At 41.1% G+C, this 25,966-nt stretch carries 24 protein-coding genes and 2 tRNA genes; 23 read left to right on the top strand and 3 right to left on the bottom strand.

The features are described from left to right. Nucleotides 1-20: 20 nt before the first annotated feature. The 3 genes from AC9UG7_RS12960 (at nucleotide 21) to rimO (ending at nucleotide 2,072) form a co-directional block, all read left to right on the top strand. A tRNA-Val gene (locus tag AC9UG7_RS12960) sits at nucleotides 21-97 on the top strand. Nucleotides 98-174: 77 nt separating this feature from the next. Beyond that, nucleotides 175-714, top strand: a complete 540-nt coding sequence (gene phaR / locus AC9UG7_RS12955; RefSeq protein WP_509588521.1) for a polyhydroxyalkanoate synthesis repressor PhaR — start codon at nucleotides 175-177, stop codon at nucleotides 712-714. After that, a complete protein-coding gene (rimO, locus tag AC9UG7_RS12950) occupies nucleotides 711-2,072 on the top strand; it encodes a 30S ribosomal protein S12 methylthiotransferase RimO (protein WP_509588519.1) in 1,362 nt (453 codons plus the stop codon). The genes phaR and rimO overlap by 4 nt, the downstream gene beginning before the upstream one ends. A 40-nt stretch (nucleotides 2,073-2,112) precedes the next feature. Here rimO and AC9UG7_RS12945 read toward each other — a convergent pair. Continuing rightward, nucleotides 2,113-2,197: transfer RNA gene (locus tag AC9UG7_RS12945), tRNA-Leu, on the bottom strand. Nucleotides 2,198-2,219: 22 nt separating this feature from the next. Here AC9UG7_RS12945 and rnr point away from each other — a divergent pair. Together rnr and AC9UG7_RS12935 are read left to right on the top strand one after the other, a co-directional pair. Then, nucleotides 2,220-4,460, top strand: coding sequence for a ribonuclease R (gene rnr / locus AC9UG7_RS12940; RefSeq protein ID WP_509588671.1), 2,241 nt, complete (start codon nucleotides 2,220-2,222; stop codon nucleotides 4,458-4,460). Nucleotides 4,461-4,484: 24 nt separating this feature from the next. Beyond that, nucleotides 4,485-5,237, top strand: a complete 753-nt coding sequence (locus tag AC9UG7_RS12935) for an SDR family oxidoreductase (protein ID WP_509588517.1) — start codon at nucleotides 4,485-4,487, stop codon at nucleotides 5,235-5,237. Here the strand turns inward: AC9UG7_RS12935 and AC9UG7_RS12930 are convergent. After that, nucleotides 5,234-6,472, bottom strand: coding sequence for an FAD-dependent oxidoreductase (locus AC9UG7_RS12930; RefSeq protein WP_509588515.1), 1,239 nt, complete (start codon nucleotides 6,470-6,472; stop codon nucleotides 5,234-5,236). The two genes, AC9UG7_RS12935 and AC9UG7_RS12930, sit on opposite strands and share 4 nt — an antisense overlap. A 203-nt stretch (nucleotides 6,473-6,675) precedes the next feature. On the opposite strand from AC9UG7_RS12930, the gene rpsB reads away from it, so the two are divergent. The 17 genes from rpsB to greA all read left to right on the top strand — a co-directional run bounded on the left by rpsB (nucleotide 6,676) and on the right by greA (nucleotide 24,719). Then, nucleotides 6,676-7,428 carry a 30S ribosomal protein S2 gene (gene rpsB / locus AC9UG7_RS12925; protein WP_509588513.1) on the top strand — a complete coding sequence of 251 codons (753 nt, stop codon included), beginning with the start codon at nucleotides 6,676-6,678 and terminating at the stop codon, nucleotides 7,426-7,428. Nucleotides 7,429-7,516: 88 nt separating this feature from the next. Continuing rightward, a complete protein-coding gene (gene tsf, locus AC9UG7_RS12920; protein WP_509588511.1) occupies nucleotides 7,517-8,410 on the top strand; it encodes a translation elongation factor Ts in 894 nt (297 codons plus the stop codon). Between the two features lie 67 nt (nucleotides 8,411-8,477). After that, a complete protein-coding gene (gene pyrH / locus AC9UG7_RS12915) occupies nucleotides 8,478-9,206 on the top strand; it encodes a UMP kinase (protein ID WP_509588509.1) in 729 nt (242 codons plus the stop codon). 29 nt (nucleotides 9,207-9,235) lie between these two features. Then, nucleotides 9,236-9,799, top strand: a complete 564-nt coding sequence (gene frr / locus AC9UG7_RS12910; RefSeq protein WP_509588507.1) for a ribosome recycling factor — start codon at nucleotides 9,236-9,238, stop codon at nucleotides 9,797-9,799. 11 nt (nucleotides 9,800-9,810) lie between these two features. Beyond that, entirely contained in the window at nucleotides 9,811-10,653 is an 843-nt protein-coding gene (locus AC9UG7_RS12905) for a phosphatidate cytidylyltransferase (RefSeq protein WP_509588505.1), read from the top strand. Then, complete coding sequence (gene dxr, locus AC9UG7_RS12900; RefSeq protein ID WP_509588503.1) at nucleotides 10,650-11,846, top strand: 1-deoxy-D-xylulose-5-phosphate reductoisomerase; 1,197 nt, start codon at nucleotides 10,650-10,652, stop codon at nucleotides 11,844-11,846. The genes AC9UG7_RS12905 and dxr overlap by 4 nt, the downstream gene beginning before the upstream one ends. Before the next feature lie 216 nt (nucleotides 11,847-12,062). Then, on the top strand, nucleotides 12,063-14,339 hold the full coding sequence (gene bamA, locus AC9UG7_RS12895; protein WP_509588501.1) for an outer membrane protein assembly factor BamA: 2,277 nt from the start codon (nucleotides 12,063-12,065) through the stop codon (nucleotides 14,337-14,339). Beyond that, entirely contained in the window at nucleotides 14,339-14,848 is a 510-nt protein-coding gene (locus AC9UG7_RS12890) for an OmpH/Skp family outer membrane protein (protein WP_509588499.1), read from the top strand. The genes bamA and AC9UG7_RS12890 overlap by 1 nt, the downstream gene beginning before the upstream one ends. A gap of 4 nt (nucleotides 14,849-14,852) precedes the next feature. Beyond that, the gene (gene lpxD / locus AC9UG7_RS12885) at nucleotides 14,853-15,836 is read left to right on the top strand and encodes a UDP-3-O-(3-hydroxymyristoyl)glucosamine N-acyltransferase (RefSeq protein ID WP_509588497.1); all 984 of its coding nucleotides are present in this window, start codon (nucleotides 14,853-14,855) and stop codon (nucleotides 15,834-15,836) included. Between the two features lie 5 nt (nucleotides 15,837-15,841). Beyond that, the gene (gene fabZ, locus AC9UG7_RS12880; RefSeq protein ID WP_509588494.1) at nucleotides 15,842-16,279 is read left to right on the top strand and encodes a 3-hydroxyacyl-ACP dehydratase FabZ; all 438 of its coding nucleotides are present in this window, start codon (nucleotides 15,842-15,844) and stop codon (nucleotides 16,277-16,279) included. Between the two features lie 7 nt (nucleotides 16,280-16,286). Beyond that, nucleotides 16,287-17,081: an acyl-ACP--UDP-N-acetylglucosamine O-acyltransferase gene (gene lpxA, locus AC9UG7_RS12875; protein WP_509588492.1), complete on the top strand. Its 795-nt coding sequence runs from the start codon at nucleotides 16,287-16,289 to the stop codon at nucleotides 17,079-17,081. Further along, nucleotides 17,078-18,247: a lipid-A-disaccharide synthase gene (gene lpxB / locus AC9UG7_RS12870; RefSeq protein ID WP_509588490.1), complete on the top strand. Its 1,170-nt coding sequence runs from the start codon at nucleotides 17,078-17,080 to the stop codon at nucleotides 18,245-18,247. The genes lpxA and lpxB overlap by 4 nt, the downstream gene beginning before the upstream one ends. Then, nucleotides 18,219-18,851 (top strand): ribonuclease HII, encoded by a 633-nt coding sequence (gene rnhB, locus AC9UG7_RS12865; protein WP_509588488.1) that lies wholly within the window; start codon nucleotides 18,219-18,221, stop codon nucleotides 18,849-18,851. Before lpxB ends, rnhB begins: the two co-directional genes overlap by 29 nt. A 4-nt stretch (nucleotides 18,852-18,855) precedes the next feature. Further along, nucleotides 18,856-19,635: a TrmH family RNA methyltransferase gene (locus tag AC9UG7_RS12860; protein WP_509588486.1), complete on the top strand. Its 780-nt coding sequence runs from the start codon at nucleotides 18,856-18,858 to the stop codon at nucleotides 19,633-19,635. A gap of 160 nt (nucleotides 19,636-19,795) precedes the next feature. After that, nucleotides 19,796-20,968: a glutamine-hydrolyzing carbamoyl-phosphate synthase small subunit gene (gene carA / locus AC9UG7_RS12855; RefSeq protein WP_509588484.1), complete on the top strand. Its 1,173-nt coding sequence runs from the start codon at nucleotides 19,796-19,798 to the stop codon at nucleotides 20,966-20,968. Further along, the gene (gene carB, locus AC9UG7_RS12850; protein ID WP_509588482.1) at nucleotides 20,961-24,215 is read left to right on the top strand and encodes a carbamoyl-phosphate synthase large subunit; all 3,255 of its coding nucleotides are present in this window, start codon (nucleotides 20,961-20,963) and stop codon (nucleotides 24,213-24,215) included. Before carA ends, carB begins: the two co-directional genes overlap by 8 nt. Before the next feature lie 27 nt (nucleotides 24,216-24,242). Then, nucleotides 24,243-24,719, top strand: a complete 477-nt coding sequence (greA, locus tag AC9UG7_RS12845) for a transcription elongation factor GreA (RefSeq protein ID WP_509588480.1) — start codon at nucleotides 24,243-24,245, stop codon at nucleotides 24,717-24,719. A gap of 3 nt (nucleotides 24,720-24,722) precedes the next feature. Here greA and AC9UG7_RS12840 read toward each other — a convergent pair whose 3' ends face one another. After that, entirely contained in the window at nucleotides 24,723-25,196 is a 474-nt protein-coding gene (locus AC9UG7_RS12840; RefSeq protein WP_509588477.1) for a YhbY family RNA-binding protein, read from the bottom strand. Nucleotides 25,197-25,230: 34 nt separating this feature from the next. Between AC9UG7_RS12840 and AC9UG7_RS12835 the strand changes: the two genes are divergently transcribed. Beyond that, nucleotides 25,231-25,884, top strand: a complete 654-nt coding sequence (locus AC9UG7_RS12835) for an RlmE family RNA methyltransferase (RefSeq protein ID WP_509588669.1) — start codon at nucleotides 25,231-25,233, stop codon at nucleotides 25,882-25,884. Nucleotides 25,885-25,966: the final 82 nt, after the last annotated feature.

Genomic DNA, 25,966 nt, shown 5'->3' with positions numbered 1-25,966 from the left:
GAATTAGATTTCGACAACGAAGGCGCGTAGCTCAGCTGGTTAGAGCACCACCTTGACATGGTGGGGGTCGTTGGTTCGAGTCCAATCGCGCCTACCATCGTTAATTCCCGACCTTTTTGAATGTCAACCATGGATTCAGCATGCTTTCATCATGCATATCTATCAGGATAATTCTTGCCTCGTAATAATCAAGATAAAAAATCACAATCCACAGAACAAAATAATTCTGTGGATTCAATACGATTCATCAAAAAATATCCCAACAGAAGACTTTACGATATCAAGTCTTCGAGTTACATCACTATCCAAGAAGTAAAAGAGATGGTTGTGAAAGGTGAAAGTCTCAAGGTTGTAGATGCTAAAACCAATGAAGACTTGACAAGAAGTATTTTCTTGCAAATTCTTTTAGAAGAAGAGGCTGGCGGACTACCGCTATTTTCTGAAGACGCTTTAGCAAACATTATCCGTTTTTATGGTCATTCTATGCAGGCCTTAATGGGCAATTACCTAGAAAATAATATTCAGCATTTTTGCAACTTTCAGAAACAGATGACTGAACAATCTCATTCTTTAAGTCCTGATATGTGGGCGCAATTTTTAATTTCACCGACCAATGCTGTTCAATCATTAATGGGAAACTACACTGAACAATCCAATCAATTATTTGTTCAAATGCAAGAGCAGATGATTAAAGCTATGGGTTTAAAAAAATGATATCAGCACCAAAAATTGGTTTTGTCAGCCTAGGCTGCCCCAAAGCGCTTACTGATTCAGAGCTAATTCTTACCCAATTAAGCGCCGAAGGATATTCAACTTCTAAAACTTTCGACGGAGCTGATTTGGTTGTTGTGAATACATGTGGTTTTATTGATGATGCCGTCAAAGAAAGTCTTGAAACCATTGGTGAGGCGCTTGCACAAAATGGAAAGGTAATTGTTACGGGTTGCCTTGGTGCCAAGTCTGATTCGAACGGTCAAAACATGATCAAAGGACTTCATCCAAGTGTGTTGGCTGTGACTGGGCCACATGCAACCCGCGAAGTGATGGACGCTGTCCATTTACATTTGCCAAAACCCCATGATCCCTTTTTTGATCTTGTTCCATCGATAGGTATCAAATTAACGCCTAAGCACTTTGCTTATCTCAAGATCAGCGAAGGTTGCAATCACTCGTGTACTTTTTGTATTATTCCCTCTATGCGAGGTGGTTTGGTTTCCCGACCAATAGGTGATATCTTGAAAGAAGCAGCTGCTTTACTTGAATCTGGTGTCAAAGAGCTGTTAATCATTTCTCAAGATACTTCTGCATATGGTGTCGACATTAAATATCAAACGGGATTTTTTAACGGAAAACCAATTAAATCGCGTTTGTTTGAACTAGTTCAGAGCTTGGCAGAATTGGCAGAACCCTTTGGTGCGTGGATAAGGCTTCATTATGTTTACCCATACCCAAGTGTTGATGAAATTATTCCTTTGATGGCGACAGGAAAAGTTTTGCCCTATTTGGATATTCCGTTTCAGCACAGCCATCCCGAAGTTTTGAAAAGAATGCGTCGTCCTGCAAGTGGTGAAAAAAACCTAGAACGGCTTTTCACATGGCGATCTATTTGTCCCGAATTGGTAGTTAGAAGTACATTTATTACTGGTTTTCCCGGCGAAACAGAATCGGAATTTGAGCATTTGCTTCAATTTCTAAAAGAAGCTCAAATAGACAATGCAGGTTGTTTTGCTTACAGTGCAATTGACGGTGCACAAGCCAATCACTTACCTGGAATGTTACCCTTGGAGCTACGTGAGGAAAGAAAATCAAGATTCATGGCGGTAGCACAAGCTGTTTCAGCTCAAAAAATCAACAAACTCGTTGGCGCAAAAATGCAAGTGCTGGTTGACAGTTCTAATGCCTTGGGACGATCTGGCGGCAAAGGCCGCACTTACAGAGATGCTCCAGAAATTGATGGATCTGTGCACTTGCTACCACCTGCGAGAGTAACCAAAACCTATCGGAGTGGGGAGTTTATCAAGGTACAAATTCTTGAGACTAATGGTCACGAACTTATTGGAATGCCAATTTAATTAGCAAAATTCAACGTATTGTCTTTTGTATAGGTAAGATTGGTGCCCAGGAAGGGACTCGAACCCCCACGATGTTACTCGCTAGTACCTGAAACTAGTGCGTCTACCAATTCCGCCACCTGGGCAATCAGGAAAGCAGAGGATCATATCAAAAAAAACAATAGCACCCCTACAGGTCTTCTTGAAGAATTCAAAGGCGTGGTTGAAGGGCACCGCGACGGTCATGGTTTTGTCCTACGAGATGATGGACAAACCAATGTTTATTTGCCGCCAAATGAAATGCGTGCTGTATTGCATAAAGATTGTGTGATGGCTCGCGTGACTCGTATGGATAAAAAAGGACGGCCAGAAGGTCGCATTTTAGAAATAGTTGAACGTCCCTCGCATCCCATCATAGGTCGCTTATTACAAGAAAGTGGCGTATGGCTCGTGGCTCCTGAGGATAGGCGATATGGTCAAGATATTCTTATACCTAAAAGTGCAACTGGAAAAGCATTGCCTGGTCAAGTTGTGGTGGTTGAGTTAACTGAGCCGCCAAGTCTTTATGGTCAACCTGTTGGAAGAGTACAGGAAGTACTTGGAGAGATGGACGATCCAGGTATGGAAATTGAAATTGCTGTACGTAAGTATGGTGTGCCGTATAAATTTTCTGATGAGTGCTTGAAGTTAGCTGAATCATTACCTGAAAAAGTAATATCTAAAGATTTTCAGAACAGAATTGATCTGACGGACATTCCTTTGGTCACTATTGATGGCGAAGACGCTAGAGACTTTGATGATGCAGTTTATTGCCAATCGCTTAATGAAAATGGTCAAGCAGGTTGGAGACTTCTAGTGGCTATTGCAGATGTAAGTCAGTATGTTGAAACTGAGAGTGCAATTGATATAGATGCTTATGACAGAGCCACAAGTGTGTATTTTCCACGCCGTGTCATTCCGATGTTGCCAGAGAAACTGTCTAATGGGCTATGTTCGCTAAACCCAGATGTTGATCGCTTATGCATGGTTTGCGATATGTTGATCAATAATGAAGGTGAGATTTATGCATATCAATTTTATGAAGCTGTTATGCATAGCCATGCAAGATTTACTTACACTCAGGCTGCTGCCATCTTGTCTAATACACGTGGTCCTCTGGCTTTAAAATTTAAAGAACGGGTTAATGATTTAATTAATTTGCATGATGTATATCGTGCTTTACTAAAGTCCAGATTAAAGCGTGGAGCTGTAGATTTTGAAACTACTGAAACACAAATTATTTGTGATGAAAATGGAAGAATTGAAAAAATTGTGCCAAGGGTAAGGACGGAGGCACATAGATTGATTGAAGAATCTATGTTGGCTGCGAATGTCTGCAGTGCTGACTTTATTCTGCAAAATAAGTCAGATGCATTGTTTAGGGTACACGAAGGCCCTACGCCTGAAAAGCTCGATATGTTGCGTAGTTACCTCAAGACGATAGGTGTTGGAATTCAACTATCTGATACTCCCTCACCGATTCAATTTCAGGCAATTGCACATGTAACCAAGGACAGACTGGATGCTCAACAAATACATAGCATGTTGTTACGCTCAATGCAGCAAGCCATTTACACGCCATTAAATAGCGGCCATTTTGGATTGGCATATCAAGCATATACCCACTTCACCAGTCCAATTCGCCGTTATCCGGATTTGCTTGTGCATAGAGTCATCAAGTCAATACTGGCAAAGAAAAAATACAAATTGCCAACATTACCAACACCTGGAGAAGCGCACGCAAAGTTATCGAGACGTTTATCTTCAAAAATTTCCCAATCTCCAAATGAGAAAAATGCAAAATCAAATAACTCACCTGAGACTTTGGCTTGGCAGGCGGCGGGATTGCATTGCAGTGCCAATGAGCGTCGGGCTGACGAAGCAAGCAGGGATGTTGAATCTTGGCTTAAATGCCAATACATGAGAGAGCATCTGGGTGAAGATTTCAGCGGCACGGTTTCAGCTGTGACAACTTTTGGTGTTTTTGTGACACTCGACGCCATGTTTGTAGAAGGTTTGATTCACATTACTGAGCTTGGGGGCGATTATTTTCGCTTCGACGAAGTTAGGCAAGAATTGCGTGGTGAAAGAACAGGAATTCGATATGCAATCGGAGCCAGAGTACGTGTTCAGGTGAGTAGAGTAGATTTAGATGGCAGAAAAATTGACTTTAGATGGGTTCAGGATGCTTATCCTGAAGAGAATGATGCGGGTATTAAAAAAATTAAGCCTAATGAATTGAGTAATTCAAAATCACCATCATTAAAGAAATCTCTTCCTGCTATGGGAAAGGCTACTTACAGCCGTCGTGGCGCTAAAACCTCTGCAGCTAAATCGGTTAAAACTGTAAAAAAAATAAAGAAGCGTTGATATTTATGTCTTTGGAGAAGCTAAATGAATGATGAAAAAATTGCAATTGTTACAGGGGCTGGAACAGGCGTTGGAAAATCAGCGGTACTTGCATTAAATAACGCGGGATGGAAGGTGGTGTTGGCTGGTCGCAGAGAGCAGCCGCTCAATGATGTTGCGTCAACAGTTTTCAATCCAAGCAATTGTTTGGTAGTACCGACTAATGTTGCAGACCCTGTGTCAGTAAAAAACCTATTTGACGCAGTAGTCAAAAATTTTGGACGAGTTGACTTATTGTTTAACAATGCAGGAGTGAGTGCTCCTGCTGTTCCGTTAGATGAACTTACTATTGAACAATGGCGAAATGTGGTTGATATCAATTTGAACGGTATGTTTTATTGTTTACAGCAAGCATTCAGAGTAATGAAAACACAAAATCCGATAGGCGGGAGAATTATCAATAATGGTTCTATCTCTGCTACTGCGCCTAGACCTAACTCAATTGCTTATACGTCTACCAAGCATGCTGTGACAGGTCTGACAAAAACAGCAGCTTTAGACGGCCGAAAATTTCAAATTGCTGTTGGACAAATTGATATTGGTAATGCAGAAACAGAGATGGCATCCGTGATGGCCAAAGGGGTGCCACAAGCAAATGGTGAGATCAGACCTGAACCTTTGATGGATGTTTCGCATGTAGGGAGCTCTGTACTGTATATGGCTGAATTGCCGTTATCTGCAAACGTGCTATTCCATACGGTGATGGCAACAAATATGCCTTTTGTGGGTAGAGGTTAAAAACGCTCTATTCCTAGGCCTTTAAGGTCAACCTCACAACCACGACCCGACACCATATCGGCAATAGCCCTTGCGCTTCCACAACTTGACGCCCAACCATGGTTACCGTGGCCTGTATTTAACCAAATACCGGGAACTCCCGAATGACCTAGTATGGGCAGACCATCTGTGATGGTGTCACGCGTGCCCCGCCAGACTTGGACTGATTCATGTGTCTTGGCAGCGCCAGGAAACCAATCATTCAGTGTTTTATAGAGCAACTGTATGCATTCATTAGCTGGCTTCTTGTTCAACCCGATTTCTGTAATGCCGCTTACTCTAATTCGCTGACCAGTTCTGGCAATTGAAATGTGGTTTTTGGCTTCCACAACCCCGTAGACCGGTGCATCTATAAGCTCTCGAACAGCTGCACTCAATGAATACCCATAAACCGCCAGTGAAGGTAATTTGATAGGTAAATTTTTAAGAATTGTTTTACTGTGAATACCTGCACAAATAACTATATGGTCAAAACTTTCATTTCTTTGGCCTGTCACTTGAATTTGCTTTGAAGCATTAGATGATAAGGGTAATACATCTTGTCCTGTTCTAAATTCAGCTCCTAAAAGAGCAGCTTGATGTTTTGCCATCAATACAAATTGCCTACAGTTTGCAATTTGGTCATTAGGAAAAAGTATTGATCCAAAAAAAGATGTTTCGTCTGATAAAGCTGGCTCTAAATCGCGGGTTTCTTTTTGACTAATTTTTTTGAAAGGTATTCCACTGTCATTCATTAAATCCAATTGCAATTGAAAGTTTTTCATGTCCTTTTCATGGCGACAAATTAAAATGCTGCCTTGACTTAATTCATATTGAAATCCATACTGTTCAGTGATTCCTTTCATGACTTCTTGACTATAAAAAGCCAACCTTTGAAGTGACTCAATTTTTAGCTTGTGATCAGAATTTTTGCAGGCTAGTATCCAATGCCAAAGCCAGTTAATGGGGATATTTTTCAACCCATGAAAAGCATAAGCCTCTGAACCAAATACCATTTTTCGGATGACTTTAGAAGCCATTCCAGGCACAGTCCAAGAGTGCATCAAACCAGGGCCGATAAATCCCGAGGTGGCAAAACTGGCTTCTTGGGCAATACCTGCGTTCTTTTCGAAAACAACCACGTCATGTCCATGGGAAACAAGTTCAAGTGCAGTCGTCACCCCAACGACACCAGCTCCAACGACAGCAATTCTCATATATTTATACAAAAGTAGCCATGCGAAGGCGGTGTAAATGGTGCAATTGTGTTAGAATTTTCAGGCTTTAGGAAATTAATTTGCATGAATCAATTTCCAAAGTAAATCCCAAACCAGTTCATAAAAGGTGTTTCCATTTTCAGAGTTTATCTGACTATTGGGAATAGCGATCTGGTTTTTTGACTCAACCTTTGGAGAAATGTATGTCTATTACTATGCGTGAAATGTTGGAAGCTGGAGTTCACTTCGGCCATCAAACACGTTTTTGGAATCCCAAGATGGCCCCTTTTATATTCGGTCATCGCAACAAAATTCACATCATTAATCTTGAAAAAACATTGCCATTATTTCAAGATGCATTGAAATTCGCAAAGCAACTTTCTGCCAATCGCGGAAATATTTTGATGGTTGGAACAAAAAGACAAGCTCGCGAAATTATTGCTGCTGAGGCAAAAAGAGCAGGTGTCCCATATGTTGATCAGCGATGGCTCGGCGGAATGTTAACCAACTTTAAAACAGTTAAAACCTCCATAAAACGTCTAAAAGATATGAAGGTACAGCAGGAAACCGGTTTGGACGCCTTGTCTAAAAAGGAACAGTTAATGTTCATGCGTGAATTAGAGAAATTAGAAAAAGATATTGGTGGCATACAGGACATGGTGACGCTTCCTGATGCTATTTTTGTTATTGATGTTGGTTTCCACAAAATCGCTATTGCTGAGGCAAAAAAACTCGGAATTCCACTGATAGGTGTGGTTGATTCAAACCATTCCCCGGAAGGCATCGATTACGTGATTCCTGGCAATGATGACTCTTCTAAAGCCGTTACTCTTTATGCTAGGGGCATCGCTGATTCTATTTTAGAAGGTAGAGCAAACGCTGTTAACGACATTGTTAAAGCTGTGTCTGAAGGTGATGATGAGTTTGTAGAGGTTGATGCCAGCGTGCAAGCATAAGGTTTTCATTTCACTTTTAAAGGGGCTTAAATGCCCCTTTTTTGCAAGCTGATCAAAAATTTAAACGCAAGGATTGATAGGAGTTTTCATGGCAAATATTACGGCTGGTATGGTTGCTGAGTTAAGAGCAAAAACAGATGCTCCGATGATGGAGTGCAAAAAAGCATTGACTGAAGCCGAAGGGGATATGGTTAAAGCTGAAGAATTACTTCGAGTTAAATTAGGTAGTAAAGCAAGTAAAGCCTCTGATCGTGTCACTGCGGAAGGCGTGATCACAATAGCAAAACATGGAAATTGTGGCGCTATCTTGGAAGTTAACTGTGAAACAGATTTTGTGACTAAGAATGACAGTTTTTTAGCGCTGTCAAACGGGGCTGCTGGATTGGTTGCTAGTCACCATCCAGCAGACTTAGCAGCTTTATCGGCCCTACCTTATTCACAGGATGGTTTTGGTCCAACTTTAGAGGATGTGCGCAAGGGGTTGATTGGAAAGATTGGCGAAAATATGAGCTTCAGACGTTTCCACTACTTTGACGGAAACGATCAAATGACCTCTTACTTGCATGGAACACGTATTGGTGTTGTTGTTCGTTATGTTGGTGACGAAACCGCCGCTAGAGATGTAGCAATGCATATTGCTGCCATGAAACCAGTTTCATTGACAAGTGCAGATGTGCCCAGCGAATTGATTGAACGCGAGCGTTCTGTTGCTACAGCAAAGGCTGCAGAGTCAGGAAAACCTGCTGAAATTGCTTCAAAAATGATTGAAGGCGCTGTCCAAAAATATCTCAAAGAAGTATCATTGTTTAATCAACCGTTTGTTAAAAATGACAAACAAACGGTGGAGCAAATGCTGATTGCATCAAAAACATCGGTTAAATCTTTCACTATCTATGTAGTTGGTGAAGGAATCGAGCGCAAAGTAGATGATTTTGCTGCTGAGGTTGCTGCGCAGGTCGCAGCGGCCAAACAAACCGCTTGAACATTTAAAAGGGGACTCTTTAGTCCCCTTTTTTTTAAGTCGTAAACTTAAATGCATGGAGTTTTAAATGAAAACCTCGCCTCGTCCTGCTTATAAAAGAATTTTGCTCAAGCTTTCTGGCGAGGCTTTAATGGGTGATGATGCATTTGGAATTAATCGCGACACAATTGTGCGAATGGTAGAAGAAATTGCAGAAATCACTCGCCTAGGTGTAGAGGTTGCCGTGGTGATTGGGGGAGGGAATATTTTTCGAGGAGTTGCAGGTGGCTCAGTTGGAATGGATCGAGCGACGGCAGATTACATGGGTATGCTGGCAACCGTGATGAATGCGCTTGCCTTGGCAGATACGATGAATAAAGCTGGTTTGGTTGCAAGAGTAATGTCCGCTATTGGTATTGAGCAAGTGGTTGAGCCTTATGTTCGTCCTAAAGCGCTGCAGTATCTAGAGGAAGGTAAGGTGGTCATATTTGCTGCAGGTACAGGAAATCCATTCTTTACGACGGATACTGCAGCTGCTTTAAGGGGCGCTGAAATTGGCGCTGCCATGGTACTAAAGGCAACCAAAGTTGAAGGTGTATATTCGGCTGATCCTAAAAAAGACCCTAAGGCTACAAAATACAGCAGAATCAGTTTTGATGAAGCTATTCAAGGAAACTTGGGAATCATGGATGCCACTGCATTTGCTTTGTGTAGAGACCAGAAATTACCAATTACAGTTTTTTCAATATTCAAATCTGGTGCACTAAAGAGGGTAGTGATGGGCGAAGATGAAGGAACTTTGGTTTTTGCATCATAGTTTTGAAGTGTAAATTGAGGGGGTAAGTGATGTCCAGTATCAGCGAAATTAAAATTCATAGTGAGATGAAGATGAATCAATCCATCTCTGCTTTCACCAACAGTCTTAGCAAAATCAGAACTGGTAGAGCCAATCCTGGATTGCTAGATTCCATCATGGTTGAATATTATGGAAATCCTACTCCTTTGAGTCAGCTTGCTAATGTCTCCTTATTGGATGCTAGAACAATCAGTGTTCAACCTTGGGAAAAAGGACTGGGAGCCAAAATTGAAAAAGCTATTCGTGAAAGTGATTTGGGATTAAACCCTTCATCAATGGGAGATTTAATCCGTATCCCCATGCCGCCAATGACTGAAGAACGGCGCAAAGAGATGACCAAAATCGTCAGGACAGAGGGTGAAAATGCAAAAATCGCTGTACGTAATCTTCGTCGTGATGCGAATGAGGCAGTCAAAAAAATGGTTAAAGATAAGCTGGCTTCTGAAGATGAGCAAAAGCGAGCTGAAACCGATATACAAAAATTCACAGATAAACATATTACTGACATTGACAAATTAATTGCAGCTAAAGAACAAGAAATCATGGCTGTTTAATTGAACATCACATGTTGAAGCAACGTATCACCACTGCAGTTCTTCTTTTATTGATTTTTTTACCTGCATTGTTCTCCCCTGGAGTAGAGAGTTTGGGGATTATTGGGTTAGTGCTAATTTTTGCCGCTGCTTGGGAATGGGGGCGGTTAAATGATCTTGGATTTACAAAAGCATTTTTGTTAAGTATTATTTGTTTTGTCCTTTGTGTGTCGCTTGGGATATTAGGAATAGCAGGAAAAAAAGCTGAAATATTCTGGTTACTGATAGCCATATTATGGATATTTATTTCATTTTATTTTTTTAAAAATGGGATAGAAGGTTGGAAAAAAATCCACATAATAATTAGAAATAGCATGGGAGTTCTTTTACTGACTTCTGCAGGTTTGGCATTATTTCAGGCTAAATTGATAGGAACTTCTTTTCTAACTTCGGTGCTCTTGCTTGTATGGGCTGCAGATATCGGTGCGTATTTTATAGGTAGGCGTTGGGGTCAAAATAAACTAGCTCCATCAATCAGTCCAGGAAAAAGTGTAGAGGGATTGATTGGTGGCATTGTTTCGGTTTGGTGCCTAGCAATTGTTTGGTTAAGTTTAAATAAAATATTTGCATCAATGAATGACAATATTTTCAGTATGTTGTTGAGGCATGGATGGGTATCGATGTTGATTGGTTTGACATTCCTTACTTTGATGAGTGCAGCGGGCGATTTATTTGAATCTTTGATAAAGCGAAGTGCGGGAAAGAAAGACAGTAGTCAACTGTTACCAGGCCATGGTGGTGTACTAGACCGAATAGATGCGTTACTGCCTGTGTTGCCATTGTCAATCCTTTTATCAATGGCAAAACCGATATGAAAAAACAAATTTCAGTTTTGGGATCTACTGGTTCGATAGGGGTGAATACGCTTGATGTAATTTCAAGCCACTTAGATAAATTTTCTGTATTTGCTTTGACCGGTGCTAAACAAGTTGATTTAATGTTTAAGCAATGTGCAAAGTTTCATCCGAAGTTTGCAGTGATGGTCGATGCTGATGCAGCGCGGGAGTTAGAAAATAAAATATCAGCTGAAAACTTAGCTACCCATGTTATGAGTGGATCTGAAGCTTTGATTCAGGTGGCAAGTGACGATCGAGTGGATATGGTGATGGCAGCTATCGTAGGTGCAGCAGGACTTCCATCATGCATGGCCGCAGCAAGTGCTGGTAAACGTTTGTTACTCGCAAATAAGGAAGCTTTGGTTGTTGGCGCTGAATTGTTTATGGAGTCAGTTAAAAGTGGTGGCGCTAAGCTGCTTCCTATTGACAGTGAGCATTCTGCAATTTTTCAATCTTTACCTGAAAACCCCATAACTTGGCAAAAAGTCGTTAATAAAATTATTTTGACTGCGTCTGGCGGGCCATTTCGGCAAAAACTATTGCATGAATTGAAAGATGTCACTCCACAAGAGGCTTGTGCTCACCCAAATTGGGTTATGGGAAAGAAAATATCGGTTGATTCTGCAACCATGATGAACAAAGCCCTAGAGGTGATTGAAGCCAAATTTTTATTTGATTTGGCTCCTTCACAGATAGAAGTAATAATTCACCCGCAAAGCATTATTCATTCAATGGTTGAATTCATTGACGGATCTATTGTTGCTCAATTGGGTACGCCTGATATGCGCATGCCAATTTCTTATGGTTTGGCGTGGCCAAATAGAATTTCAAGTGGTTCTGCAAATATTGACTTTAGGTTAACCTCACAAATGAGCTTTGAGTCTATGGAGTCATTGGATCATAAACACCGGTTCCCCGGCCTGTCGTTAGCTTGGGAAGTGCTTGCCGGACCGGCTGGGATGACCGCTGTGCTTAATGCCTCCAATGAAGTTGCAGTCGATCTTTTTCTGAGCCAGAGAATCAGATTTGATCAAATACATGATGTAAATTTGACTGTATTGTCATTACCTCCTCCAGCGAAGCCAAAAAACCTGGAGGATTTACTTAACATTGACATTGAAACCCGCATTCTTGCGATAGAAAATGCTAAAAAATTACCCTCTTTCAAATGAAGATGCCGTACAAATTTTCAGTATTTGAATCAACATGGTTTGCCTGATGTATTATTCGTTATGCACCAAAATTTAGTTGGTTATTTTGAATTCAAAATTGCCATCTTTTCCGCCGATTTTTTATTGGTTGAGATTATCAAACTTGAAACAATCTTTCAATCCTGAGCATTCAGATTAAACTGTCATTCACATATGAAATTTATCTCGCTTTCCTTTATGCTGAATATTTCAAGAGCACTGTTAATCTATTTGTGCTCTTTGCATGTTGCTGTTGCTGTTGAGCCTTTTCAAGTCCAAGATATCCGAATGGAAGGTTTGCAACGTGTTGAACCAGGAAATGTTCTTGCTACCTTACCTTTTAAAGTTGGAGATAACTACACTGATGACAAGGGTACGCTTGCGATTAGAAATCTTTTTGCATTAGGGCTTTTTAAGGATGTCAGGATAGAACTGAAAAGCAATGTCGTCATAGTCGTGGTTGAAGAACGACCTTTAATTTCTGCCATCAATTTCGTTGGAATTAAGGAGTTTGAAAAAGACACCTTAAAGAAAGCACTCAAAGATATTGGACTTTCTGAAGGAAGGCCCTACGACAAAGCAATGACTGACAGGGCTGAACAAGAGTTAAAGCGCCAATATATAAATCGTAGTTTGTATGCTGCAGAAATCGTCACAACAGTAGCACCTTCTGAGCGTAATAAGGTAAATCTCAACTTCACTGTGATTGAGGGCGATGTTTCTAAAATAAAAGAATTTAAAATTATCGGTAACAAAGCATTTGATCAATCAACAATAATGGATCAAATGGACTTATCTGAACCAAATTACATGTCTTGGTACACGAAATCAGATCGGTATTCGCAAGCAAAATTAAATGCCGATCTAGAAAATATCAAATCTTTTTATCTTTCAAGAGGATATTTGGAGTTTAGAGTTGAATCTACACAAGTTGCTATATCACCCAATAAGCAAGATATAAGTATCACCATAAATATTACAGAGGGTTCTAGATTTGTAGTTAGCTCTATTGAATTAGAAGGCTTTTATTTAGGCAGAGACAATGAATTTAAATCTCTGGTTTCCATTAAACCTGGACTTGCTTACAACATCACGGATGTTGTAGAAACCAGCAAAGCATTTGCCGAATACTTTGGAAAATTTGGTTTTGCATTCGCAAAAATTGAACCGCGTACTGAGATAGATAGACAAACCAATCAGGTAAAGATCTTCTTACAAGCGGATCCTTCTAGACGTGCTTATGTTCGTCGTATCAATATTTCTGGTAACGAAAAAACAAAAGACGAAATTATTCGCCGTGAATTTCGCCAAATGGAGTCATCATGGTACGACGGCGACAAAATCAAATTATCAAGAGACCGCATTGACCGCTTGGGTTACTTTACTGACGTAGCGATTGATACCCAAGAAGTTCCGGGTTCCCCCGATCAAGTAGATATTAATCTTAAGATTATTGAAAAACCCACTGGCGCATTGCAATTGGGTGCTGGATTTTCATCATCAGAGAAATTTTTTCTTTCGTTTGGTATCAGTCAAGAAAATTTCTTTGGGACTGGGAATTCCTTGGGAATACAAATAAATACCAGCAAGTACAACAAACTTTATCAAATCAGTACTACTGATCCTTATTTTACAGAGGATGGTGTTTCCAGAACGCTTAATTTCTACGATCGAAATTTGCGACCCTACTCAGCGTCCAGCACTTATTACAATATTACTTCCAAGGGACTGGGTGTAAATTTTGGAGTGCCTGTTGCTGAAATAGATACAGTATTCGTCGGGATTGCATACGACGAAACATACGTATCTTCTGGTACGGGATTACCATCTACATATCAGATTTACAAAGGAATAAATACCAACTCTCTCCCCTTAACTGTCGGTTGGGCAAGGGATAGCAGAGACAGTATGCTGGCTCCAAATAAAGGTAAATTATTTAGACTTAACTCAGAAGTTGGTGTCTTCGGTGACACAAGATACTATAAAAATTCAGGTCAGTACCAACAATATTGGCCGTTAACACGTAAATATACCTTGGCTGTCAATGCTGAGCTAGGTTTAGGTGCTGGTTATGGGGGACATCCTTACCCCGTATTCAAGAATTTCTACTCAGGTGGACTGGGTTCAGTGAGAGGCTATCAGCAGAACTCACTTCAGACAGCAAAAATGTATTCGAAATACGCTGATTATTCCACCGGTGGCGCCAAGAAAATTCTCCTAAATACAGAATTTTTAATGCCTTTCCCAGGCGTTGGTACTGATAAAACACTGCGTTTGTTTACCTTTATTGATGTCGGTAACGTATACAGTTATGAAGAATCTATTGATTTAAGTCAATTAAGAAGTTCGGCCGGTGTTGGCTTAAGTTGGGTCTCGCCGGTCGGTCCGTTAAGGTTTGCTTTTGCCAAGCCAATAAAGCGCTTTGATAACGATAGAATGCAAACCTTTCAATTCCAAATTGGGACGGCCTTCTGATGAGATTTCTTTCACTTCGCACGCTATGGATTTGTGTTTTTGGTATTGCTTCACTAAATTTGTTGCATGCTGAAGATTTCCGTGTAGGCTTTATAAATACCGATAGAATTTTTCGAGAAGCTAATACAGCAAAGGTAGCCCAAACCAAGCTTGAACAAGAGTTCTCTAAAAGAGAAAAAGAATTGGTTGATTTTGGTAATTCTTTGAAATCAAATTCTGAAAAGCTTGAAAGAGATTCACCCACACTCTCTGACACTCAACGTTCTGCGCGTCAAAAGCAATTGGCTGAACAAGACCGAGAGTTTCAGCGTAAAAGACGTGAATTTCAAGAAGATTTGAATGCCCGTAAAAACGAAGAATTGCAGCAAGTGCTTGAAAAGGCAAATAAAGTAGTCAAGCAAGTGGCTGAGTCTGAAAAATACGATTTGATTTTGCAAGAGGCTGTCTACATTAATCCCAAGCACGATATCACTGACAAGGTGCTCAAAGTCATCAACAGCGGTAAGTGATGGCGTGGTATCGCACAAGCTAGGTTTTTTTGTTGAAAGATTAGGCGGCCAATTAATTGGTTCGCCGGATCTTGAAATTTACGGCTTGGCTCCTTTATCTAATGCAACTGATGGAGACATCAGTTTTTTAAGTCACCCTCGCTACATTTCACAACTTCAAAACAGCAAGGCAACTTGTGTTGTTATTGCAAGTGCGCATGAAGAAATTGCTAAGCATCGTGGCTCATATATTCTTTGTGACAATCCTTATGTTTATTGGGCTAAGTTGACACAGCTTTGGGCAATAAGCATTAAGTCCAAACCTATTCAGTATATACATCCCACAGCAGTGATCGATCCAAGCGCAGAGGTTGATCCTACGGCTATTATTGGTCCGCTGTGTGTCGTTGAGGCGGGAGCACGAATAGGTCCTGGTACTTGGTTGAAATCTGGTGTCACTGTGTCAAGTGGGTGCGAAATTGGTAGCCATTGCATATTACATCCAGGTGTTGTGATTGGCGCTGATGGATTCGGATTTGCTTTAGACAATCAACAATGGATAAAGGTTGAGCAATTGGGCGCGGTTGTGATTGGCGATTTTGTTGAGATAGGTGCCAATACCTGCATAGACCGCGGCGCAATAGAAGATACTGTCATTGAAGATGGTGTCAAGCTAGATAACCTTATTCAGATTGGGCACAATGTGCATATTGGTAAACACACTGCCATGGCGGGTTGCGCCGGAATTGCTGGGAGTGCAAAAATCGGTGCGTATTGCACCATTGGTGGTGGAGCTGCGATTTTGGGGCATTTAGAAATTACTGATAACGTTCATATTTCAGCATTTTCACTGGTAAGTCACTCCATATTAAAGGCAGGTACCTACAGTGGTGTCTTTCCAATAGATGAAAATTTAAAATGGCAAAAAAATGCTGCAAGCCTTCGACAACTTTCATCATTGCGCGAACGGATAAAGTTTTTAGAAAAAAATAACAATTCATCAAGTTAATATTTATGGACATACATCAAATTTTAAAATTATTACCGCACAGATATCCTTTTTTGTTGGTTGACAGAGTACTCGAGTTAGAAAAGGGAAAGTCTATTGTTGCGATTAAAAATGTAACGATCAATGAACCATTTTTTAATGGTCATTTTCCCCACAGACCCGTCATGCCAGGTGTGCTAATGTTGGAGGCCTTGGCTCAAGCGGCAGCTTTACTGTCCTTTGAAACCCTTGATATGGTTCCAGATGAAAAAGTCATTTATTATTTTGCTGGCATTGATTCTGCTCGATTTAAACGACCTGTAGAACCTGGTGATGTGCTTACTCTCATGGTTGAACTTGACCGAATGAAAGCTGGTATTTTTAAATTCAAAGCCAAAGCCATGGTTGAAGATGAATTGGCTGTTGAAGCTGAATTGATGTGTACGATGCGCCGCATTGATTGAGAGAAATATGGCTCAAATTCATCCAACCTCATTGATTGATTCTGCTGCAGAATTAGACAGTTCAGTGATTGTGGGACCTTTTACGACCATTGGTCCAGATGTACGTATCGGGTCAGGTACAAAAATCGGTTCACATTGTGTGATTGAGGGAAAAACCACTATTGGATCTGACAATACGATTTTTCAATTTAATTCGTTGGGTGGCATACCTCAAGATAAAAAATATGCTGGTGAACCTTGCGAACTGGTGATTGGCGATAGAAACACCATCAGAGAGTTTTGTACCTTCAATATTGGTACGGTAAACGATAAAGGTGTGACTCGTTTGGGTAATGACAACTGGATCATGGCCTATGTTCATTTGGCACATGACTGTCAAATAGGCAGCCACACAATTTTTGCAAACAGTACCCAATTAGCCGGCCATGTCCATGTAGGTGATTGGGCAATTTTAGGTGGCTTTACGGTTGTGCATCAATTCTGTCGTATTGGTTCACATAGTTTCACGGCAATGAATTCACTATTGTTCGCTGACTTACCACCTTTTGCAATGTGCCAAGGACAACCCGCTAAAGTTCGCTCAATGAACTATGAGGGTTTAAAGCGTCGGGGGTTCACGTCAGAACAAATAAAAGTTGTGAAATCTATGCATAAAGCACTGTACCGTAGCGACTTTTCATTGAATGAGTCAATCAATGAAATCAAAAAATTAGCTGAACAAAATTTTGAAACACAGTCTGTTGTTTCTACCATGCTCGATTTTTTAATATCAGTTCCACCTGAACACGGAATAATGCGTTGAGTCCACTCTCAAGCAGAACGGAAAACCTCAAAGCTCCTCATGTTTCTATGGTTGCAGGAGAAACATCAGGTGATTTACTCGCTTCACTTTTAATTCCTGAGATTAAAAATAGGTGGCCAGATATACAAATGTCTGGGATTGGTGGCCCCAAAATGATTGCTCATGGATTTCAGTCTAAATGGCCCATGGAGAAACTTTCTGTTCGTGGCTATGTTGAAGTACTGAAACACTACAGAGAACTCGTCCAAATTCGGACGGCTTTACTCACTCAACTAATTAAATATCCACCTGACCTATTTATTGGGATAGATGCACCTGACTTTAATTTGGACTTAGCGTATGAATTGCGTAAAAGGAGAATTCCAACTATTCAATTTGTATGTCCTTCTATCTGGGCTTGGCGGGCGGACCGAGTAAAAAAAATAAAAGCCAGCATAGACCATGTGTTGTGCATATTTCCCTTTGAAACCAAAATTTTGGCCGAAGCCGGTATTTCTTCTACATTTGTAGGCCATCCATTAGCAAATTTAATACCGATACAACCTGATAAAAATTTAGCACGTCAGGGCTTGGGACTTCATACAGATGATGTTGTGGTTGTCATTCTTCCCGGAAGTAGGAGAGACGAAATTCACCAAATGGCACCAAGATTTTTGAAAGCTATAGAAATTCTTCAGAAAGTACAACCTCATATCATTCCTATTTTGCCAATAGCTCCTGGAATGGAGATCTTTCTTACAAAGTACATAAAGAATTTCCCGTTGATTCGAAACTTAAAAATATTCAATGGGAAAAGTCACGAATGCATGGCAGCTGCTGACGTTGCAATGGTTGCTAGTGGGACAGCGACCTTGGAAACAGCTTTATTTAAGTGTCCAATGGTTATTTCTTACGCAATGCCATGGTTAAGCTGGCAAATTACACAAACTAAACGATTGCAACCATGGGTTGGATTGCCAAATATATTATGTGGAAATTTTGTAGTCCCTGAATTTTTACAGACTGATGCTACGCCTAAGGCAATTGCAAATGGCATATTACATTGGCTAGACAATCCAAATGCAATAGCGCATCTCAAGGATATATTTTTAAAAATGCATAAAGATTTACGCCTCGACACACCTAGAGTAGCTAGAAATGCAATTGAAAAATTCCTTGAACGTTAAACAAGTGCCATTGAATTGGGATGTCCCAACATTAATAGCTGGCGTTGATGAAGCTGGTAGGGGACCATTGGCGGGTCCCGTGTTTGCAGCAGCAGTAATTCTTGATGATTTATTACCAATCGCAGGACTTACAGATTCAAAAAAATTAAGTTCAAACAAAAGAGAAAAACTGTACGATGAAATCAGAGCCAGATCTTTATGCTTCAGCGTAGCCCAAGCCTCAGTAGAAGAAATAGACAGACTAAATATTCTTCAGGCAACTTTGCTAGCAATGCAACGTGCTATTGCTGGGTTGAGACTAAAACCGGGGAAAGTTTTGATAGATGGTAATCGCTTGCCTGTTATAGATATTGTGGCTGAAGCAATTGTCAAGGGCGATACTAAAGTGCCTTGTATTTCAGCAGCATCTATCTTGGCTAAAGTTGAACGTGATTTGTGGTGTCATTCTATCGATAACGAATTTCCAGAGTATGGATTTGCTAAGCATAAAGGCTACGGCACTGCACAGCATTTACAGGCTTTATCTACTTACGGACCTATTTCTTTGCATAGACAAAGCTTTGCGCCGGTTGCTCAATCGGTGAAAAAAACTACTCAGGTTTAAGAATATGGTTGTGACAACGATAACATCAAAAGAGAATCCTCTTTACAAACGCTTACGTTTAGCGCTTAGAGATAACTCAGCATACAAAACAGATAAATTTTTCTGGATAGAGGGTGAAAACCTTTGTCTTTCAGCCATAGAAAAGGGTTGGCATTTCAAGGAATTAGTTTTGCTCGAAGATGTGGTGCCAGCCAAACTGGAATTTTGGCAAACATTTGCAGACCACATTTATACTTTGCCACGAAGCTTACTGACCGGATTAAGTCAATTACCCTCTGCAGCTTGGATATTGGGATCCCTTTCCCTTCCTTTGTCTTTTGCAATTGATTCAACTCAGCCCGTAGTTGTTCTTGATCAAATCCAGGATCCTGGTAATGCAGGTTCAATCATTCGATCTGCAGCTGCTTTTGGTTTTAAACAAGTCATTACTACTCCCGGTTCTGTTTCATTGTGGTCGGACAAAGTTGTCCGTGCTGGGATGGGCGCTCATTTCAGCGTGCAGTTAACTGAATCTGTTGATATTTCATATCTTATTGGTATGTCTATACCTGTAATGTTGACAGACTCACACGATGGAGAATTCCTGCATGAGTTAACCAGTAAGAGATTACTGCCAGGTAGTTGTTTATGGGTTTTTGGGCACGAGGGCAGAGGCGTGAATGCAAACTGGCCATCCGATACAGTTCGTAGGATAAGAATTGCACAACCTGGTGGTCAGGAATCACTCAATGTCGCAGCTGCTGCAGCCATATGTTTACATGCACATGCATCTCAAAGAATATAGAAGTTCTAGATGAACTTATCCTAAGTCAAGAGGGATATAATGAAATACTTTTTACACCAACAGTACGCCCTTAGCTCGAAATAAAGCCATTCCCCTTGCATAACATCCAATGAGAGTGCATCTCTCGCGTCAAGGGCGTCACCGAATCTCGGAGATCTGAGTGCTTTTGACTCTTCAGGGAAATCGCCCTCCCGCTATATTGGCTTTATCTGACGGAACTGTATTCTTGGGCCAGTCTATTGGCCACCATGGAAAAACCGTCGGGGAGCTGGTATTCAATACTTCAATGACTGGCTATCAGGAAATTTTGACCGATCCTAGCTATAGCCAACAACTGGTTACGCTTACCTACCCACACATTGGTAATTACGGCGTGAACGCAGAAGACAGTGAGTCCTCTCAAATTTTTGCTGCTGGCTTAATTATTAAAAATCTTCCTTTGATGCATTCCAATTTCAGAGCTAGCAATGATCTTGCTTTTTTCTTGAAATCTCAACAGACAGTCGCTATCTCAGACATCGATACTCGGATGTTGACGAGGTATTTGCGTGAAAACGGCACACAAAATGCAACTATTGAAAGTGTTCCGCATGGTTTTGAAGTCACAGAAGCTTTCATCAAGAACGCTATTGACAACGCAAAAAATGCTCCCTCAATGAATGGTTTGGATCTGGCTTCAAAAGTTACGGTAACTGAAAATTATTCGTGGACTGAGACTGAATGGGAGCTTGGCCAAGGGTATGGAAAATTGGAAAGCCCTAAGTTCAATGTTGTAGCTTATGATTTCGGCGTTAAAAAAAATATACTTCGTATGCTTGCACAGCGTGGTTGCAGTATCACAGTAGTCCCAGCCAAAACCTCTGCAGAAGATGTTTTGAAATTAAAGCCTGATGGGGTTTTTCTATCCAATGGTCCTGGCGATCCTGGCCCATGCAGTTACGCCATCAAGGCAACGCAAAGTTTATTGAATCAAAAAATACCTATATTTGGCATATGTTTAGGACATCAAATCCTCGCATTAGCCTGCGGTGCGAGCACATACAAAATGAAATTTGGTCATCATGGCGCCAATCATCCTGTCAAAGATTTGCATACATCTCGAGTTTCAATAACCAGCCAAAATCATGGTTTTGCAGTAGATGAGAAATCTTTACCTGCCCATATTAAAACTACTCACGTCAGTCTTTTTGATGGTAGTTTGCAGGGGTTGGAATTGATTGGGCAACAAGCCTTCAGTTTTCAAGGGCATCCAGAGGCATCACCTGGCCCGCACGATATTGGTTATTTATTTGACCGTTTTATTCATTCAATGGCGATGTCTCAGCATGCCTAAGCGTACCGATATAAAAAGCATTCTGATTATTGGCGCTGGCCCTATTGTGATTGGGCAGGCGTGTGAGTTTGATTACTCAGGGGTTCAAGCGTGCAAGGCTTTGCGTGAAGAGGGATACAAGGTAATTTTGATCAATAGTAATCCTGCAACTATCATGACTGACCCTGATACCGCAGATGTTACTTATATAGAACCAATCACATGGCCGACTGTAGAAAAAATTATTGCAAAAGAAAAACCAGACGCAATTTTGCCAACCATGGGAGGTCAAACGGCATTAAATTGCGCACTTGATCTGTGGCATAACGGAATTTTGGAAAAGTATTTGGGTGCAAATACTGGAAAGCCTGTTGAGTTGATCGGCGCTTCCCCTGAGGCAATTGATAAAGCAGAAGATCGTTTGAAGTTCAAAGATGCAATGACCAAAATCGGTCTTGGCTCTGCACGATCTGGTATTTCTCATTCTCTTGATGAGGCTTGGGCAGTTCAAAAAACTGTTGGATTTCCAGTAGTTATTCGTCCTAGTTTTACCTTAGGTGGAACGGGCGGTGGTATTGCATATAACGCAGAAGAGTTTGAGGTTATTTGTAAGCGTGGATTAGAAGCCTCTCCAACCAGTGAATTACTTATTGAAGAATCACTTCTTGGATGGAAAGAATATGAAATGGAAGTCGTCAGAGATCAAGCCGATAACTGCATTATTGTTTGCTCAATTGAAAACCTGGATCCGATGGGTGTCCATACAGGCGATTCAATCACGGTAGCTCCTGCACAGACATTGACTGATAAGGAATATCAGATCATGCGAAACGCCAGTCTTGCTGTATTGCGTGAAATTGGAGTAAGCACTGGTGGTTCAAATGTTCAATTTTCAATCAATCCTGTTGATGGTCGAATGATTGTGATTGAAATGAATCCGCGTGTTTCCAGATCCTCTGCATTGGCATCTAAAGCGACAGGATTTCCAATCGCTAAAGTTGCGGCGAAATTGGCAATTGGATTTACTTTGGATGAGTTACGCAATGACATCACTGGAGGTGCCACTCCTGCGAGTTTTGAGCCAAGTATTGACTACGTAGTAACAAAAATCCCACGTTTTGCTTTTGAGAAATTCCCCACTGCTGACAGCAGATTAACCACCCAAATGAAGTCAGTTGGCGAGGTCATGGCCATCGGTCGAACTTTCCAAGAGTCTTTTCAAAAGGCGCTTCGCGGTCTAGAGGTCGGCGTTGATGGAATGAACGAAAAAACGCAAGACCGAGAGGTTTTAGAAAAAGAACTAGGTGCTCCTGGCCCAGACCGTATTTGGTATGTGGGAGACGCTTTTGCAATGGGAATGAGTGTTGATGAGGTTTTTTCTCTGACACGTATAGATCCTTGGTTTCTTGTTCAGATTGAAGATATTGTCAAAATTGAGTTAGAGCTAGAAAAGCATCAGTTATCAGATATCTCAGCGATAGAGTTGCGTCAGTTAAAACAAAAAGGTTTTTCAGATAGAAGGCTTGCTAAGCAATTGAAGACCAGTGAGAAAGCTGTTCGTGAAGCACGTATAACTTTAGGAATTCGACCTGTATACAAGCGTGTTGATACTTGTGCAGCAGAGTTTTCGACAAATACAGCTTATATGTATTCGACTTATGAAACGCAATGTGAATCGTTGCCTTCCGACAAGAAAAAAATTATTGTTCTTGGCGGTGGTCCAAATCGAATCGGTCAGGGTATTGAATTTGACTATTGTTGTGTGCATGCAGCATTGGCCATGCGCGAGGATGGATATGAAACTATCATGGTCAACTGTAATCCTGAGACAGTATCTACAGACTACGACACCAGTGATCGACTATATTTTGAACCATTGACACTTGAAGATGTGCTCGAAATTGTTGATAAAGAAAAACCTGTTGGTGTGATTGTTCAATATGGTGGACAAACACCATTGAAGTTGGCTTTAGGCCTAGAGGCTCTAGGCGTTCCGATTATTGGAACTTCTCCAGATATGATTGATGCAGCAGAGGATAGAGAGCGCTTCCAGCAATTGCTTCATTCTCTAGGATTGCGCCAACCTCCAAATGCAACAGCACGTACTGAGGAAGAAGCTCTTTTGAAAGCTTCTGAATTAGGATACCCACTTGTGGTTCGTCCAAGTTACGTTCTTGGCGGAAGGGCCATGGAAATCGTTCACGAACAAAGAGATCTTGAACGTTACATGCGAGAGGCTGTCAAAGTCAGCAATGAATCTCCTGTTCTACTTGACCGTTTTTTAAATGATGCCATTGAATGCGATGTGGATGCCATTTGTGACGGCCAAATGGTATTTATTGGTGGCGTGATGGAGCACATTGAGCAGGCTGGTGTACATAGCGGGGACTCAGCTTGTTCATTACCGCCTTATTCACTTTCAAATGTGACTATTGATGAATTGAAAAGACAAACCACTGAAATGGCGCATGGATTAAAAGTTGTTGGTTTGATGAATGTTCAATTTGCAATTCAAAAAATCAACGGTGAAGATATTATTTATGTTTTGGAGGTCAACCCAAGAGCAAGCCGAACTGTTCCGTTTGTAAGTAAAGCCACTGGGATTCAATTAGCAAAAGTTGCTGCACGTTGCATGGTTGGTCAGAGTCTTAAATCACAAGGCATTGCAAAAGAAATTATTCCTCCCTACTTCAGTGTCAAGGAAGCTGTTTTCCCCTTTGTTAAGTTTCCTGGTGTTGACACCATTCTTGGGCCTGAGATGAAATCCACTGGAGAGGTGATGGGCGTGGGAGTAACTTTTGGTGAAGCATTTGTGAAAAGCCAACTAGGCGCTGGGACTAAGTTGCCCCGCCCAACTGATTCAATCCGGAAAGTCTTCTTAACTGTGAAGAATACAGATAAAAACCGGGCTGTAGAAGTTGCACGAAATCTTTACGCATATGGATTCGAAATCGTAGCGACAAAAGGAACCGCTGCTGCTATTCTTGCCGCTGGTATTCCTGTATCAGCTGTCAATAAAGTTACTGAGGGTCGTCCTCATGTTGTGGATATGATCAAAAACAATGAAATTGCCCTTGTCGTCAACACTGTAGAAGAGCGGCGTAATGCGATTGCAGATTCACGGCAGATAAGGATTTCTTCTCTCTTGGCACGCGTCACAACATTTACGACAATAGCTGGTGCTGAAGCCGCTGTTCAAGGAATGAAGTACCTTGATAATTTGGATGTATATTCATTACAAGATTTGCATCTTAGATTGCATTCTTGATTCTTTATCACTTTCAAAATTTCTAACATGGCAACCATTCCCATCACTAAATTAGGTTCTGAAAAGCTCAAGCAAGAACTCCACACCTTGAAAACTGTGGACAGACCTTGGGTAATTAATGCAATTGCTGAAGCTCGTGCCCAAGGTGATTTGAGTGAAAACGCCGAGTACGACGCAGCCAAGGATCGCCAAGGATTTATTGAAGGGCGTATCCAAGAAATTGAAAGTAAATTATCTATGTCTCAAATCATCGACCCAACCGCACTAGACGCTGGTGGTAAGGTGGTTTTTGGTGCCACTGTAGAACTTCAAGATGAAAATACAGATGAAACTGTAAAGTATCAGATAGTTGGTGAGGATGAGGCCGATTTAAAGCTCGGCCTCATCAACATCAGCAGTCCTATTGCCAGAGCCTTGATAGGAAAAGAAGAGGGCGATTTAGTCAGCGTTCAGGCGCCAGGTGGTGTCAGAAATTACGAAATCATTAAGGTCTCTTACATTTGAAACTTAAATCTGATTTTTCTTTTTAATTGATTTTTGTTTTGGCTTGGCTCGCTTGACCTGACCGCCCGCTGCCAGCCTTTGATTCCCTAGGATGGTGACTCTTTTCATTTCTGGTCTTTGACCACCCCTGCTGCTGTATTTGAGAACTTTGAATTCTCGCGGACCTGGCATTTTTTCTTGATCAGATTTCTTTTCTTTTTCAGGTTGGGGTCTCCAAAAAACTAACAATTTACCAATGTGCTGAATAGCTGCAGCATTATGTTGATTTGCAAGATCATGAAATATGGATTCTCTTTGTATCCGATCATCACCAAGTACTCTGACTTTGATCAGTCCATGAGAATTTAACGCACTATCAATTTCTTTGGAAACAGATGGAGTCACTCCATCATTACCAATCATGACAACTGGGTCAAGATGGTGAGCGTTTGCTCGGTGAACTTTTCGTTCTGAGGGTGTAAGTTGAATTGCTGGCATGCAGGTATTATCTTCTTTGTTTAAGGGTTATCAATTGAAAGTCAAAACACAAAGTAAAAAAGTAAATAAGTCTTGGTTAAATGACCATGTCAATGATCCCTATGTCAAGTTGGCTAAAAAAGAGGGTTACAGGGCCCGTGCTGCCTATAAGTTAAAAGAAATGGATGAGTCCTTAAACCTACTGAAGCCCGGGATGGTGGTCGTAGATCTTGGAAGCTCGCCCGGCGCTTGGAGTCAGTATTTAAGGAGAAAAATGGCTCCTGCGGGGGCTGCAAGTGGTGAACTTGGAGCCACTCTGATTGCTCTAGATTTATTACCCATGGAGCCTATTGAGGGGATCCAATTTATACAAGGTGATTTCAGAGAGCCTGAAGTTTTGCAACAGCTTAATCTTTGCTTAGATGGAAAGATTGTGGATGTAGTTGTGTCTGATATGGCGCCCAATTTATCAGGTGTTGAATCTGCTGATGCGGCAAGAATGGCGCATCTGGTGGAATTGGCTGTTGAATTTTGCCAAGCTCAAATGAAAAAGGATGGGACCTTGATAGTGAAGGTGTTTCACGGAAGCGGGTATAGCCAGTTAGTTAAGCTATTCAAGCAAACATTCAAAGTCGTGAAGCCGTTCAAACCTAAAGCCAGCAGGGATAAATCTTCAGAAAATTTCTTGGTTGGCATGGGATTAAAGTAGCGACTTACAAAATATTAAGTGCATTCAGTGTTTGATTCGACAGCGCTAAGCGCATCTGCCTCCTTTGCAAAGAATTCACTTG

Source organism: Limnohabitans sp., from assembly GCF_046052765.1.
Classification (GTDB): domain Bacteria; phylum Pseudomonadota; class Gammaproteobacteria; order Burkholderiales; family Burkholderiaceae_C; genus Limnohabitans.
Note: the sequence above shows the minus strand (reverse complement) of the source record. Positions and strands in the feature narration are given on the sequence as shown.